Annotated in this window: 13 protein-coding genes; 4 read left to right on the top strand and 9 right to left on the bottom strand. The window is 72.5% G+C overall.

Annotated elements, in window-relative coordinates; translation table 11 throughout:
- Positions 1-289: 289 nt before the first annotated feature.
- From AB0953_RS10160 to AB0953_RS10145, 4 genes are all read right to left on the bottom strand, one after another.
- Entirely contained in the window at positions 290-2,761 is a 2,472-nt protein-coding gene (locus tag AB0953_RS10160; protein WP_366858929.1) for an ATP-binding protein, read from the bottom strand.
- 182 nt (positions 2,762-2,943) lie between these two features.
- On the bottom strand, positions 2,944-3,267 hold the full coding sequence (locus AB0953_RS10155) for an STAS domain-containing protein (protein ID WP_366858928.1): 324 nt from the start codon (positions 3,265-3,267) through the stop codon (positions 2,944-2,946).
- Between the two features lie 285 nt (positions 3,268-3,552).
- Positions 3,553-4,401, bottom strand: coding sequence for a 3-hydroxyacyl-CoA dehydrogenase family protein (locus AB0953_RS10150; RefSeq protein ID WP_361906846.1), 849 nt, complete (start codon positions 4,399-4,401; stop codon positions 3,553-3,555).
- A gap of 167 nt (positions 4,402-4,568) precedes the next feature.
- Entirely contained in the window at positions 4,569-5,129 is a 561-nt protein-coding gene (locus AB0953_RS10145; RefSeq protein ID WP_366858927.1) for a hypothetical protein, read from the bottom strand.
- A gap of 112 nt (positions 5,130-5,241) precedes the next feature.
- On the opposite strand from AB0953_RS10145, the gene AB0953_RS10140 reads away from it, so the two are divergent.
- Complete coding sequence (locus tag AB0953_RS10140; RefSeq protein WP_362176516.1) at positions 5,242-5,817, top strand: cob(I)yrinic acid a,c-diamide adenosyltransferase; 576 nt, start codon at positions 5,242-5,244, stop codon at positions 5,815-5,817.
- On the opposite strand, the gene AB0953_RS10135 is transcribed toward AB0953_RS10140, so the two are convergent.
- Positions 5,814-6,428 carry a hypothetical protein gene (locus tag AB0953_RS10135; protein WP_366858926.1) on the bottom strand — a complete coding sequence of 205 codons (615 nt, stop codon included), beginning with the start codon at positions 6,426-6,428 and terminating at the stop codon, positions 5,814-5,816. The two genes, AB0953_RS10140 and AB0953_RS10135, sit on opposite strands and share 4 nt — an antisense overlap.
- A gap of 189 nt (positions 6,429-6,617) precedes the next feature.
- On the opposite strand from AB0953_RS10135, the gene AB0953_RS10130 reads away from it, so the two are divergent.
- From AB0953_RS10130 to AB0953_RS10120, 3 genes are all read left to right on the top strand, one after another.
- The gene (locus tag AB0953_RS10130) at positions 6,618-7,844 is read left to right on the top strand and encodes a histidine kinase (protein WP_366858925.1); all 1,227 of its coding nucleotides are present in this window, start codon (positions 6,618-6,620) and stop codon (positions 7,842-7,844) included.
- Positions 7,841-8,494: a response regulator transcription factor gene (locus AB0953_RS10125; protein WP_366858924.1), complete on the top strand. Its 654-nt coding sequence runs from the start codon at positions 7,841-7,843 to the stop codon at positions 8,492-8,494. The genes AB0953_RS10130 and AB0953_RS10125 overlap by 4 nt, the downstream gene beginning before the upstream one ends.
- Positions 8,495-8,672: 178 nt before the next feature.
- Complete coding sequence (locus AB0953_RS10120) at positions 8,673-10,568, top strand: glycoside hydrolase family 18 chitinase (RefSeq protein ID WP_366858956.1); 1,896 nt, start codon at positions 8,673-8,675, stop codon at positions 10,566-10,568.
- A gap of 98 nt (positions 10,569-10,666) precedes the next feature.
- On the opposite strand, the gene AB0953_RS10115 is transcribed toward AB0953_RS10120, so the two are convergent.
- The 4 genes from AB0953_RS10115 to AB0953_RS10100 all read right to left on the bottom strand — a co-directional run bounded on the left by AB0953_RS10115 (position 10,667) and on the right by AB0953_RS10100 (position 14,146).
- Positions 10,667-11,113: a DUF2550 domain-containing protein gene (locus tag AB0953_RS10115; protein WP_366858923.1), complete on the bottom strand. Its 447-nt coding sequence runs from the start codon at positions 11,111-11,113 to the stop codon at positions 10,667-10,669.
- Between the two features lie 156 nt (positions 11,114-11,269).
- A complete protein-coding gene (locus AB0953_RS10110; protein WP_366858922.1) occupies positions 11,270-11,644 on the bottom strand; it encodes a F0F1 ATP synthase subunit epsilon in 375 nt (124 codons plus the stop codon).
- Between the two features lie 142 nt (positions 11,645-11,786).
- Positions 11,787-13,229, bottom strand: coding sequence for a F0F1 ATP synthase subunit beta (gene atpD / locus AB0953_RS10105; protein WP_366858921.1), 1,443 nt, complete (start codon positions 13,227-13,229; stop codon positions 11,787-11,789).
- Positions 13,229-14,146 carry a F0F1 ATP synthase subunit gamma gene (locus tag AB0953_RS10100; RefSeq protein WP_366858920.1) on the bottom strand — a complete coding sequence of 306 codons (918 nt, stop codon included), beginning with the start codon at positions 14,144-14,146 and terminating at the stop codon, positions 13,229-13,231. The genes atpD and AB0953_RS10100 overlap by 1 nt, the downstream gene beginning before the upstream one ends.
- Between the last annotated feature and the right edge of the window lie 9 nt (positions 14,147-14,155).

The raw sequence follows: 14,155 nt of genomic DNA, 5'->3' as shown, positions 1-14,155 counted from the left end.
CTCTTTCCCTCCCCGACGCTCTTCCGATCTGGAGGCCGGCGCAGCCGGATGCCGGCGCAGCCGGATGCCGGCGCAGCCGGATGCCGGCGCAGCCGGATGCCGGCGCAGCCGGATGCCGTGGGGCGCTGCCCCACACCCCGCGCCTCAAACGCCGGCGGGGCTGGATCTGCCCGCCCCCCGCTTCGATGGCAAAGCCACCGCTGCGCAATCCGGCCGCCTCGCGAGCCCGCCGACGGTCTCGGGGCCGGCACTTCCGGCCCCGTCGGCGGGGCGGGGCGGGGCCCCGGGGTTACTGCGGGGGTGTGACGACCGTGGCCGTGGCCGTCGGGCTGGTGGACGGGGACTGGGACGGGGACGGCGACGTCGACGGGGTCGTCGGGTGGGACGGGCTCGCCGGGCCCGACGGCACGGTCGGCGTCGAGCCGGTCGGGGACGACGCCCCCGACGACGGCCGGCGGGAGGGGCCGCCGGGCGAGGGGGTCGTGCCGGGTGCCTGCCCCGGCTCGGCGGCCTCGGACGGCTCCGCGGACCCCGCCCCCGGCTGCGGAGCAGAATCGTTCCCGCCCCCCGGCACGCCCGGCACGGCCGCCTCCCCCGACGCGTCCGGCGCAGCCGGCGCCGGCGTCGACGAGGTCGCGGGCCCGCTGCCGGCCCCCTCGGAGTCCGAGGAGGACATCGCCAGCCCGATCACCGTGCCCAGCACCGCCACCGTCAGCGCACCGGCCACCGCCAGCAGCACCGGCTTGCGGCGCTGCTGCTGCTGCCACGCCGGGGCAGAGGCCGGGGCCGGGGCCGGGCCGGCCGCAGGGGTCGGCTTCGGGTCGAGGGGGAACGCATCCTCGAACACCTCCGACAGCGAGCTCGGCGCCACGGCCCGCCGGATCACCGGCACGGCGGTGGTGGCCGCCTCGGAGCCGGCCGGAGCCACGGGCAGCGGGGTCGTGGCCCCCTCGGCCGCGGCCTTCACGGGAGCCGCCTTCACGGGAGCCGCCTTCACCGGAGCGGGCTTCACCGGAGCGGGCTTCAGGGGCGCCGCCTTCGCCGGAGCCGGCTTCGCCGGAGCCCCCTCCGCCGGCGCCGCCAACCGCAGCGGCGGGGACGCCGGCGCCCCGGCGGCCTCCCGGTCCGTGACCAGCGCCAGCGCCCTGCGCCCGGCCACGGTGCCCCGCTTGTCCGCCAGCGCCCCCTTCAGCCCGATGGACGCCTCCAGCTCGGCCCGCGCCCGACCCAGCCGCCCCTCGCACAGCGCCAGCACGCCGAGCTCGTGGTGGAAGTACGCCTGCTCCGCGACCTCCCCCGCCTTGCGCGCTGCCTCGGCCCCCGCCCGCAGCACCCGCCCCCAGGCCTCCCACTGCCGCGAGGCGGCGAACGCGGGTGCGGCGGTGCGGGCCAGCAGCACGGCGGCGACCACATCGGCGCCGGCGAGCGCAGCGAGCACCGCGTCGGCCTCGGCCGCGATCCGCTCGGGGGTGACGGAGGCGTGTCCGGTCCACCAGGCGTAGTGGCGGGCGGCCGTACGGGCCTCCTCGGCGGCGGTGTCCCCGTATCCGGCCTCCTCCAGCTGGCGGGCGACCCCGGCGGCGAGCCGGTAGCGCGGCCCGACGGGGGTGATGAGTCCGGCGGCGAGCAGTTCGGCGACGGCCGCATCGGCGTGGGTGTCGCCGACCAGGGCCGGCAGGTGCGCGGGGTGCGGCAGCTCGCCGCCGAGCGCGCACGCGATCCGCAGGGCGGCCCGCGCCGACTCGCTGACCCGGGCGGCGAGCAGCTCGGCCGGGGCGGCGCCCTCGGCGAGGGTCGGCATCGGCGTCGGGGCGGCGTCGCGCGGCCGCTCCTCGAAGACGCCGGGCTCGTCCTCGTCCTCGTCGTGGTGCGCGGCGGCGGCCCGGTTGAGCTCATCGCGCCGGCGCAGCAGCGCGGCCGCCTGGACGAAGCGCAGCGGCAGCCCGTCGGAGGCGAAGCGGAGGTCCTCCGCCCAGGCGGTCTCCTCGTCGGTCAGCGGCCGTCCCAGGCGGGCTTCGAGCAGTTCCCGGCAGTCGGCCCGGCCGAGGCCGCCGAGGACGACCTCGTCCAGGGCGGCGTCGTCGGGGCCGCGGCCGTCCTCGGCCGTGCCGGCCAGCACGTAGGCGCACTCGGGGGTGGCCCGCAGCAGCTCGTCGAGGGCGGCGGGGCCGAGTTCGAGGTCGTCGAGGAGCACGATCGCGCCGATGTCCCGTACGCGGGCGAGGAGTTCGATCCGGTCGGGCCGTTCCGAGGAGGCCTCGAAGACGGTGCCGTACAGCGTGTGCAGCAGCTCGCCGGGCTGCTGGTGCCCGTGGCCGCTGAGGCGGACGACGCCGTCGGGCGCGAGGCCGGCGCAGTCCGCGGCGACCGCGTCGAGGAGGGCGGTGCGGCCGGAGCCGGCCGGGCCGGTGAGCCGTACGGAGCGGCCGCGGCTCAGGAGCCGTACGAGGCGGGCGCGTTCCTCGTCGCGCGCGAGCAGCGGCGTCCGGGGGGCGCCCGCGGAGCCGGGCAGAGCGGGCGGCCGGAGGGCGGCCTCGGCGGCCCGGCGCGAGGCCGCGTCGCGCTTGGCGGGACGGGCGGCGCCGGTACCGGGGCGGCGGGGGGCGATCTCGCTGCCGTCGACGGGGTTGACGGTGAGGGTGTAGTCCCCTGCGGTGAGGGTGGCGATCCGGGCCACGGGGGTGGAGGCGGATGCCGGGTGCGGCCCGCCGGCCGCCGTGGACTGCTCCACCGGTTCGGCCTGCCCCTGTGTGCGGTCCATGACCAAGTCCCCCGATCGCGTCGTGCGCCGTTGCCGTGTTGCCCCGGCCTTCGCACATTCCGCTGTCGCTACCGGTCCGGTTTCCGCCCGACCCTAGACGGTGGCCGGCCGTGCACGGAACCGCAGGGGGGCGTCCACCACCGGACCGTTACGTTTCCGCAGGAAATGCGGAGGACTGCTGTTCAGACCCTCGGGAGGGATTCCGCTTCCAGGCCGCCCTCGATGGCGAGGATGCGGTGGAGCCGGGTGGCGACGAGCAGCCGCTGCATCTGCGGGGGCACTCCGCGCAGGACGAGGCGGCGGCCGGCCCGGCCGGCCCGCCGGTGTGCGCCCATGATCACCCCGAGGCCGGTGGCGTCCCAGGAGTCGAGCCCGGTGAGGTCGAGCACGAGGTCGCCGTGGCCGTGATCGAGGGCGCTGTGGAGGGCCGTACGGGCGTCCGCCGCGCTGCGCACGTCGAGGCGGCCCCCGACAGCGAGTTCGGCGTGGTCGCCCCTGATGTGCATATCCGCTCCCGGCAGTCCTTGCGTCGTATGGGCCGTGTGGTCCGTGTGGCCTCTGTGGTCCGTCTGTTCCGTCCGGGCCGTCTGATCCGTCTGATCCGTCTGATCCGTCTGATCCGACCGGTCCGTGGTCGGCAACTTTCACTGCAACTGACTGCCGCGCGGGCAGTGAAGTTGCCGACCGTGAGCGAACCGATACCTAATTCACCCGAGGGGATGGATGGGCGAACTGGCGATCGGGCCCGGCGCCCCGGTGGCGGCCCCGGCCGAAGCCGCGGCCGCGATGCCTCAGTGCTTGTAGAAGCCCTGGCCGGTCTTGCGGCCGAAGTCGCCCGCGTCGACCATGCGGCGCATCAGCTCCGGCGGCGCGAACTTCTCGTCCTGGGACTCGGTGTAGATGTTGCTGGTGGCGTGCAGCAGGATGTCGACGCCGGTCAGGTCGGCGGTGGCCAGCGGCCCCATCGCGTGGCCGAAGCCGAGCTTGCAGGCGATGTCGATGTCCTCGGCGGAGGCGACGCCCGATTCGTACAGCTTCGCGGCTTCCACGACGAGCGCGGAGATCAGACGGGTCGTCACGAACCCGGCGACGTCGCGGTTGACGACGATGCAGGTCTTGCCGACCGACTCGGCGAACGCGCGCGTCGCGGCGAGGGTCTCGTCGCTGGTCTTGTAGCCGCGGACGAGCTCGCACAGCTGCATCATCGGGACGGGCGAGAAGAAGTGGGCGCCGACGACGCGCTCCGGACGCTCCGTCACGGCCGCGATCTTGGTGATCGGGATGGCGGAGGTGTTGGACGCCAGGATCGCGTCCTCGCGTACGAGCTTGTCCAGAGAGCGGAAGATCTCGTGCTTGACCTCGAGCTTCTCGAAGACGGCCTCGACGACGATGTCGACGTCGGCGACCGCGTCCAGGTCGGTCGTGGTCGTGATGCGGGCGAGGGCGGCCTCGGCGTCCTCGGCCGTCATCTTCCCCTTGGAGACGAACTTGTCGTACGAGGCCTTGATGCCGTCGGTGCCCCGGGTCAGCGCGGCGTCGGTGACGTCGCGCAGCACCACGTCCCACCCCGCCTGCGCGGAGACCTGAGCGATTCCGGAACCCATCAGCCCCGCACCGATGACGGCGAGCTTCCCAGCCACTGCACACCCCTCGTTCTTGAAACGGCTCAGTCTCGTAGCCTCTCGGCCGGAGACTAGCGGTCGTGAGGGGCACTGTGACCGGGAAGTAACACGCGTCACGTCTCAGATGACGGACATCACACCGGGACGGCCCACCGCCCGGCGCCCGCCGCGGAGTTCACCCGCCGTCACTCCCCGCCACCGCGGGCCCTGCCGAGGACACGCTCCTCCAGCTGACGCAGCCGGCCGGCCTCGCGCTCCGCGGCGGGCACATGGCACAGGTCCAGGGCCATCCGGCCGCGGGCGACGAGGTAGTGCACGTCCTCGTGGTCCGAGGCGGTCAGGGCCGGGTCCGCGCACAGCCGGCGGGAGACCACCGACAGCGTGATGTGTGCGTGGAACAGTGCCTCCTGCTCCTCCCACCCCGGCCGCTCGGCGGCCGGCTCCCGGGCCACGAGGTCCTTGAGGTAGTCGCGCACCTGCGCGTCCTCCTCGGCGGGCCGCACGACCCCCGGGGCGTACGGCGCGTCCGCCAGTTCCACCGCCCGGATCCGCAGCCAGAGCGCCTCATCGGAGTCCGCCGCACAGGGCTCGCCCCGCTCCAGCGCCTCGTGGACGGCGCGGGCCCGTGCCAGCACCTCGGCGTGCTCGGCGGAGTCCCGGGGATGGCGCGCGGCGAGGAAACCGGCGGTCACATCGACCCACTTGGCCGTCTCGGCCCGCTGCCAGAGGGTGAAGATGTCGGTCAAAGGTGCGTTTCTCCCGCTTCCGGGCCGGACGTCGGCCCCCGGCCGGAACGATAGGCCGGGGCGGCGCAGGACCGCGCGGAATTTTTCCGGCGGGGCTCATTACGCTGGCCGCATGGTGAACCTCACGCGCATCTACACCCGCACCGGCGACAAGGGCACGACCGCGCTCGGCGACATGAGCCGCACGGCCAAGACCGACCTGCGCATTTCGGCCTATGCCGATGCCAACGAGGCCAATGCGGCCATCGGCACGGCGATCGCCCTCGGCAGCCTGCCGGAGGACGTCGTGAAGGTGCTCGTCCGGGTGCAGAACGACCTGTTCGACGTGGGCGCCGACCTGTGCACCCCGGTGGTCGAGAACCCCGAGTACCCGCCGCTGCGCGTCGAGCAGTTCTACGTCGACAAGCTGGAGGCGGACTGCGACCGCTTCAACGCGGAGCTGGAGAAGCTGCGCAGCTTCATCCTGCCCGGCGGCACCCCCGGCGCGGCCCTGCTGCACCAGGCGTGCACCGTGGTCCGGCGGGCCGAGCGCTCCACCTGGGCGGCGCTGGAGGTGCACGGCGAGGTGATGAACCCGCTGACCGCCACCTACCTCAACCGCCTCTCCGACCTGCTGTTCATCCTGGCCCGTACGGCCAACAAGGAGATCGGGGACGTGCTCTGGGTCCCGGGCGGCGAGCGCGGCTAGGAACGGCGCCCCCTCCCGGCCAGGGGTGCTTCCGCAGGACCGCCTTCCGAGGAGGCCGCGTCCGCGCTCCCGCCCGCCCCGGCCGGGGCCTTGCGGGGCCAGATCGTGTAGGTGACGGCCACGACGGTGTGGATGGCCAGCGCGCGCAGCGCGCCGAGCTCCCAGCCCCGCAGTCCGGAGGTGTCCGCGGCGTCGCCCACGTACCGGATGGCGCCCTCCAGCAGCCCTAGGGCGACGGCCGCGGCGACCAACGTCCGGATCCACAGCTTCCACTCGTGCCGGGCCCGCTCCTTGCCGTACGTGGGGCCGGGCGGCTTCGGCCCGCCGGCCAGCCGGTGCGCGGCGTGCCGGTCGAGCCACTTCACCGTGTAGTGGCCGTATCCGACGGTGTAGCCGATGTAGAGGGCGGCCAAGCCGTGGGTCCAGCTCGGCTCGCCGCCGTTCTTCAGGTCCCAGGTGGTGACCGCGAGCAGCACCAGCTCCAGCAGCGGTTCGCACAGCAGCAGCGCTGCGCCCAGCCGGGGCATGTGCGCGAGGTAGCGCAGCGCCAGTCCGGCGGCCAGCAGCACCCAGAAGCCGATCTCGCAGGCGATGATCAGGGCGACGAGCACGAGGGCTCTCCCTTCCGCTCGGTTCGCAGCGGTTCGCATGACGGGTTTCCCCAAGCCTCCCGTCCGATCCGCTCCGCCTCGTCGTCGCCGGTGACGAACCGCGGCTGCATCCTTCGGTGTACTGCGGACCGCCCGGCAGTCAGCCCCGGCGGCGAGGCCCGCACCCGCTCGACCGTGTTGGATGGAGCCGTGACCGAGGCCGCGCCCACCCCGAACCGCCCGAACCCCCCGGACCCCCGCTTCCCGCGCCCGCACCGCGACGACGTGCTCCTCGCGGTGGTCAGCGTGCTCGCCGGCGTACTGCTGTGGTCCCTGGGCGTCTACAGCACGAACAACCGGCACTTCTTCCCCGCCTGGGCGGCCCTGGTGCCTCTGCTCGCCATCGGGCCGATGGAGCTGCTGCGGCGCAGCGCGCCCGGCCTCACGCTGGCCGTCGGCACCGCCGCGGTGATCGCCGACCAGTTCACGGTGGGCAACCTGGGCACCGTCATCATCTTCACCGACCTGATGTACGCGGCCGTCGTCTACGGCAAACCGACCATGGCCCGGCGGCTGCCGATCAGCACGGGCCTGGTCACGGTCGTCGTCACCGTCGCCTCCGTGGCCTGGTTGCGCACCCCGCAGGCCCTGATGATCGGCGTCATCACCGGCATCGTCAGCTTCGGCCCGGCCCTGACCGGCGCCACCCTGCGCAACCAGCGCGAGGCCGCCGAGGCCGCTCGGCTGCGCGCCGAGCAGACCGCGCTGCTGGCCGAGATGGACCGTACGCAGGCCGTGGCCTCCGAACGGGCCCGGATGGCCCGCGAGCTGCACGACATGGTCGCCAACCACCTGTCCGCGATCGCCATCCACTCCACCGCGGCGCTCTCCATCGACTCCCCCGCGACCAGCCGCGAGGCCCTCGGGGTGATCCGCGAGAACAGCGTGCAGGGGCTGGCCGACATGCGCCGGCTGATCGGGCTGCTGCGGGCGGCGGGCGCGGAGCAGGAGGCGGTCGCCACTCCCTCCCTCGACGGGCTCGACGCCCTCCTGGAACAGGCCCGGACCAACGGCACGGCGAGCGGGCTGGACTTCGTCCTGCACGACGGGCGCCCGCCCGGGCAGCCGCTGCCCGCGCCGGTGGAGCTGGCGGCGTACCGGATCGTGCAGGAATCCTTGACCAACGCCCTCAAGCACGCCGCCCCGGGCACCGTACGGGTCCGGGTCTCCCGGGCCGACGGCCTGCTGACCGTGGGCGTGGACTCCCCGTACGGCGGGCAGCAGCCGGGGCCGCGCGCCCCGGGCTCGGGGGCCGGGCTGATCGGCATGCGGGAGCGTACGGAGCTGCTCGGCGGGGAGTTCACGGCGGGCCCGGCGGGCCCGCTCTGGCAGGTGCGGGCGGTCCTGCCCGCGGAGGAGAAGGCGGTGGCCGGATGACGATCCGGGTGGTGGTGGCCGAGGACCAGAGCGCGGTACGGGCCGGGCTCGTGCTGATCCTGCGCAGCGCCGGCGACATCGAGGTCGCGGGCGAGGCGGCGGACGGCCAGGAGGCGGTGCGCCTGGCCCGGGAGCTGAGGCCGGACCTCGTCCTCATGGACGTGCAGATGCCGCGGCTCGACGGGGTGTCGGCGACGCGGCAGGTGGTGGCCGAGCAGCTGGCCGACGTCCTGGTGCTGACCACCTTCGACCTGGACGAGTACGTGTTCGGCGCGCTGCGCGCGGGGGCGGCGGGCTTCCTGCTGAAGAACGCGGAGGCCGCCGAGCTGATCGAGGCGGTGCGGACGGTCGCGCGCGGCGAGGGGCTGATCGCCCCGGCGGTGACCCGGCGGCTGATCGCGGAGTTCGCGGCTCCGCAGACCGTACGGGAGCCGGTGGCGCCGCAGACGGCCGCCGCGGTGGCCTCGCTGACGCGCCGGGAGCGGGAGGTGCTGGGCTGCCTGGGCGAGGGGCTGTCGAACGCGGAGATCGCGGTCCGGCTGGAGATGGCGGAGGCGACGGTGAAGACGCACGTCAGCAGGCTGCTGGGCAAGCTGGGGCTGCGCAGCCGGGTGCAGGCGGCGGTGCTGGCGCAGGAGCTCGTCCTGTAGCCGCACACGGGAGACCGGCGCGGAGTCCGTACCGGAACCGCGCCGGAGCGGTCCTGGAGCACACCACTGCCTCAGGTCTGGACCTCTTGACGCTTGGTCCAGACCTTTCTACGCTCACCGCTACTGTGGTGAGCATGCCATGACAAGCATGCTCACGGGCGGCGCAGGTCCCACCCCCATGTCGTGGTCGGCCCCACGGCCGCGACGGACCTCCGGAGGAGCACCCTTGAGCACAGCACCCCCACCCCGCACGCGTCTGTTCAGGAGGCTCGCCGCCGCCGCGGCCGCCTTCGCCCTGCCCGCCGCCGGCCTCGTGGCCCTGGCCGGCCCCGCACAGGCCGCCGGATCGGCGACGGCGACGTACACGAAGGTCTCCGACTGGGGCTCCGGCTTCGAGGGCAAGTGGACGGTGAAGAACACCGGCACGACCACCCTCACGAGCTGGACCGTGGAATGGGACTACCCCGCCGGCACCGCGGTCACCTCCGCCTGGGACGCCGACGTGACCGGCTCGGGCACCCACTGGACCGGAAAGAACAAGTCCTACAACGGCACCCTCGCCCCCGGCGCCACCGTCAGCTTCGGCTTCAACGGCACCGGCTCCGGCGCCCCCGCCGGGTGCAAGATCAACGGAGCGCCCTGCGAGGGCGGCACCACCCCCGCCGACAACCCGCCGTCCGCCCCCGGCACCCCCACCGCGAGCGGGGTCACCGAGACCTCCCTGACCCTCGGCTGGAGCGCCGCCACCGACGACAAGGGAGTGAAGAACTACGACGTCTTCCGCGGCGGCGTCAAGATCGCTACGGTCACCGGGACGAGCTACACCGACACCGGCCTGACCAAGGCCACCACGTACGGCTACAGCGTGACCGCCCGCGACACCGCCGACCAGACCGGCCCGGCCTCCGGCACCCTGTCGGTCACCACGGCCGGCGGCGGCACCACACCCCCCGACCCGGGCGGCAGGGTCAAGCTCGGCTACTTCACCGACTGGGGCGTCTACCAGCGCAACTACCACGTGAAGAACCTGGTGACCTCCGGCTCGGCCGCGAAGATCACCCACATCAACTACGCCTTCGGCAACGTCCAGGGCGGCAAGTGCACCGTCGGCGACGCCTACGCCGACTACGACAAGGCCTACACCGCCGACCAGAGCGTCGACGGCAAGGCCGACACCTGGGACCAGCCGCTGCGCGGCAACTTCAACCAGCTGCGCAAGCTCAAGGCCCAGTACCCGAACCTGAAGGTCCTGTGGTCCTTCGGCGGCTGGACCTGGTCCGGCGGCTTCGGCCAGGCCGCCGCGAACCCCGCCGCCTTCGCCGACTCCTGCTACAGCCTGGTCGAGGACCCGCGCTGGGCCGACGTCTTCGACGGCATCGACATCGACTGGGAGTACCCGAACGCCTGCGGACTGTCCTGCGACACCAGCGGCGCCGCCTCCCTGAAGAACCTGCTCTCCGCCCTGCGCGCCAAGTTCGGCGGCAGCAACCTGGTCACGGCCGCCATCTCCGCCGACGGCTCCAACGGCGGCAAGCTCGACCTCGCCGACTACGCCGGCGCCGCCCAGTACGTCGACTTCTACAACGTCATGACCTACGACTTCTTCGGCGCCTGGGACGCCAAGGGCCCCACCGCCCCGCACTCCCCCCTCACCTCCTACGCGGGCATCCCGATCGCCGGCTTCAACTCCGAGGCCGCCATCACCAAGCTCAAGGGCAAGGGCATCGCCGCGTCCAAGCTCAACCTGGGCATCGGCTTCTACGGCCGCGGCTGGACCGGCGTCACCCAGGACGCCCCCGGCGGCACCGCCACCGGACCGGCGCCGGGCACGTACGAGCAGGGCATCGAGGACTACAAGGTGCTGAAGGGCAGCTGCCCCGCCACCGCCACGATCGCCGGCACCGCGTACGGCCGGTGCGGCAGCAACTGGTGGAGCTACGACACCCCCGCGACCATCGCCGGCAAGATGGGCTGGACCAAGAGCCAGGGCCTCAGGGGCGCCTTCTTCTGGGAGTTCAGCGGCGACACCGCGAACGGCGAACTCGCGAACGCGATCCACACCGGGCTCCAGTGACCCCCACGCACTGAACCGGTGGACGACGAAGCCGGGGAGACGGGGTCCGCCCCCCGTCTCCCCGGCTTCTCACCTGTACGGCCGGCCGGCCTACGGCCTCAGGCCACATTCACCCGCTGGCCGGGCGGCGCCGCCTCCAGCCACGCCAGGAACCCGGTCAGCGCGTCCTCGCTCATCGCCAGCTCCAGGCGTGTCCCCTGGTGGAGACAGCCGAGCACGACGGCGTCGGACAGCAGGGCCAGCTCCTCCTCGCCCTCCGGGGCGCGGCGGGCGACCACCTCGATCGAGGCGCGCTCCAGCAGCCGGCGCGGCCGGGGCGAGTACGAGAAGACGCGGAACCACTCGATGCGGTCACCGCTGTAGCGGGCGACCCCGTACACCCAGCCCTTGCCGGAGACGTCGGGCTCCTCGGAGACGCCCCAGCGCAGGCTGCAGTCGAAGGTGCCGCCGGAGCGCTGGATGAGTCTGCGGCGCAGGCCGAACACGAACAGCCCGATCACCACCAGGGCTACGACCAGGCCGCTCACAAGCAGAGCGAGGAGCATCTTCACCGACCTCCTCGCTCATCGACAAACCGCAGACGACTGTGTCCCCCACCGGACGGATCCCGTGGCGGACCTACATCGCCTCAGCCGCGACCCGTCCCGGGAAATTCCGGAACGGACCGCGGCTGAGGTTTCAAACCTGTTCGGTTACGGGGCTCAGTGCCCCGCGACCGCGCGCAGCCGGACATCCGCGCGACGCTCGGCGGCCGCGTCGGCCTCCGCCTTCGCGCGCTCCAGTGCCCGCTCCGCACGCTGGACGTCGATCTCGTCCGCGAGCTCGGCGATCTCGGCCAGCAGGGACAGCTTGTTGTCCGCGAACGAGATGAATCCGCCGTGCACCGCGGCGACGACCGTGCCGCCCTCGCTGGTACGGATGGTCACCGGGCCCGATTCCAGCACACCGAGAAGCGGCTGGTGACCGGGCATGACGCCGATGTCGCCGGACGTGGTGCGGGCGACGACCAGGGTGGCCTCGCCGGACCAGACATTGCGGTCCGCCGCGACCAGCTCGACGTGCAGCTCAGCAGCCAAGGTGGCTCCTCGGGTCACCACCCGGCGGGTCAGCCGGGTGTTGGGTCAAATTCTAATGGGCGTGGGGAGAGGGACGGGACACACCCGTCCCTCTCCGGGGGAATCCAGCGAACCGGGAGCGCTCCGGGAGGAGCGCGCCGGATCAGGAGACGCCCAGCTCCTTGGCGTTGGCCTTCAGGTCCTCGATGCCACCGCACATGAAGAACGCCTGCTCGGGGAAGTGGTCGTACTCACCGTCGCAGATCGCGTTGAACGCGGCGATCGACTCGTCGAGCGGAACGTCCGAACCGTCCACGCCGGTGAACTGCTTGGCGACGTGGGTGTTCTGCGACAGGAAGCGCTCGACACGACGGGCACGGTGGACAACGAGCTTGTCCTCCTCGCCCAGCTCGTCGATACCGAGGATCGCGATGATGTCCTGGAGGTCCTTGTACTTCTGGAGGATCCCCTTGACGCGCATCGCGGCGTTGTAGTGGTCCTGCGCGATGTAGCGCGGGTCCAGGATCCGGGACGTGGAGTCCAGCGGGTCCACGGCCGGGTAGATGCCCTTCTCGGAGATCGGACGGGACAGAACCGTCGTCGCGTCGAGGTGGGCGAAGGTGGTCGCCGGCGCCGGGTCGGTGAGGTCGTCGGCGGGGACGTAGATCGCCTGCATGGAGGTGATCGAGTGACCACGGGTCGAGGTGATGCGCTCCTGGAGGAGACCCATCTCGTCGGCCAGGTTCGGCTGGTAACCCACCGCGGAGGGCATGCGGCCGAGCAGGGTCGACACCTCGGAACCGGCCTGGGTGTACCGGAAGATGTTGTCGATGAAGAACAGCACGTCCTGCTTCTGCACATCGCGGAAGTACTCCGCCATGGTCAGACCGGCCAGGGCGACGCGCAGACGGGTGCCCGGGGGCTCGTCCATCTGGCCGAAGACCAGCGCGGTCTTGTCCAGAACGCCGGAGTCCGACATCTCCTCGATGAGGTCGTTGCCCTCACGGGTGCGCTCACCGACGCCCGCGAACACCGACACACCGTCGTGGTTGTTGGCGACGCGGTAGATCATTTCCTGGATCAGAACGGTCTTGCCGACACCGGCACCACCGAACAGACCGATCTTTCCACCCTTGACGTACGGGGTGAGGAGGTCGATGACCTTGACGCCGGTCTCGAACATCTCGGTCTTCGACTCGAGCTCGTCGAAGTTCGGGGCCTTGCGGTGGATCGCCCAGCGCTCGGTCACCTCGGAGTTGGCCTCCGGGTAGTTGAGCACCTCACCCAGGGTGTTGAAGACCTTGCCCTTGGTGAAGTCGCCGACCGGGACGGTGATGCCCGCACCCGTGTCGGTCACCGCGGCCTGGCGGACCAGGCCGTCGGTGGGCTGCATCGAGATCGTGCGGACCAGGCCGTCACCCAGGTGCTGGGCGACCTCGAGGGTCAGCGTCTTGAGCGCGCCCTCCTCGGCCGGGTCGGCGACCTGGACGGTCAGCGCGTTGTAGATGTCGGGCATCGCGTCGACGGGGAACTCCACGTCGACGACCGGGCCGATGACCCGGGCGACGCGGCCCGTGGCGGCGGCCGTCTCAACAGAGGTCGTCATTACTTGTCACTCCCCGCGGTCGCGTCGGCCATGGCGCTCGCGCCACCGACGATCTCGCTGATTTCCTGGGTGATTTCGGCCTGGCGGGCCGCGTTGGCAAGCCGGGAGAGGCTCTTGATGAGCTCACCGGCGTTGTCGGTCGCCGACTTCATCGCGCGGCGGCGGGCGGCGTGCTCGGAGGCAGCGGCCTGCAGCAGTGCGTTGTAGATACGGCTCTCGACGTAGCGCGGCAGCAGGGCGTCGAGGACGTCCTCCGCCGACGGCTCGAACTCGAACAGCGGAAGGATCTCGCCCTTCGCGCCGGTCTCCTCCGCAGCCTGGTCGAGGCTGAGCGGCAGCATCCGGCTGTCCACCGCGTTCTGCGTCATCATCGACACGAATTCCGTGAAGACGATGTGCAGCTCGTCGACACCGCCCTCGGCCGTCTCCAGCTGGATGGCCTCGATCAGCGGCGCCGCGACGCGCTTGGCGTCGGCGTACTCCGGCCTGTCGGTGAAGCCGGTCCACGAGCCCGCGATCTTGCGCTCACGGAACCCGAAGTACGCGACACCCTTGCGGCCGACGATGTACGTGTCGACCTCCTTGCCCTCGCTGCGCAGCCGCTCGGTGAGCCGGTCGGCCTGCTTGATGGCGTTCGAGGAGTAGCCGCCGGCCAGACCGCGGTCGCTCGTGATGAGCAGGACCGCGGCGCGGACCGGCGCCTCGACCTCGGTGGTCAGGGCGTGCTTGGTGTTCGAACCGGTCGCCACCGCCGTCACCGCACGGGTGAGCTCGGTCGCGTACGGCATGGAGGCCGCCACCTTGCGCTGCGCCTTGACGATGCGCGAGGCGGAGATCATCTCCATCGCCTTGGTGATCTTCTTGGTCGCCGTGATGGCACGGATGCGACGCTTGTAGACCCGGAGCTGCGCTCCCATGAGTCAGGT

Origin of the sequence: Streptomyces sp. NPDC046866 (genome assembly GCF_040704625.1) — a bacterium.
In the GTDB taxonomy this organism is placed as follows: Bacteria; Actinomycetota; Actinomycetes; order Streptomycetales; family Streptomycetaceae; genus Streptomyces.
This window is presented reverse-complemented; position numbering and strand designations above follow the sequence as displayed.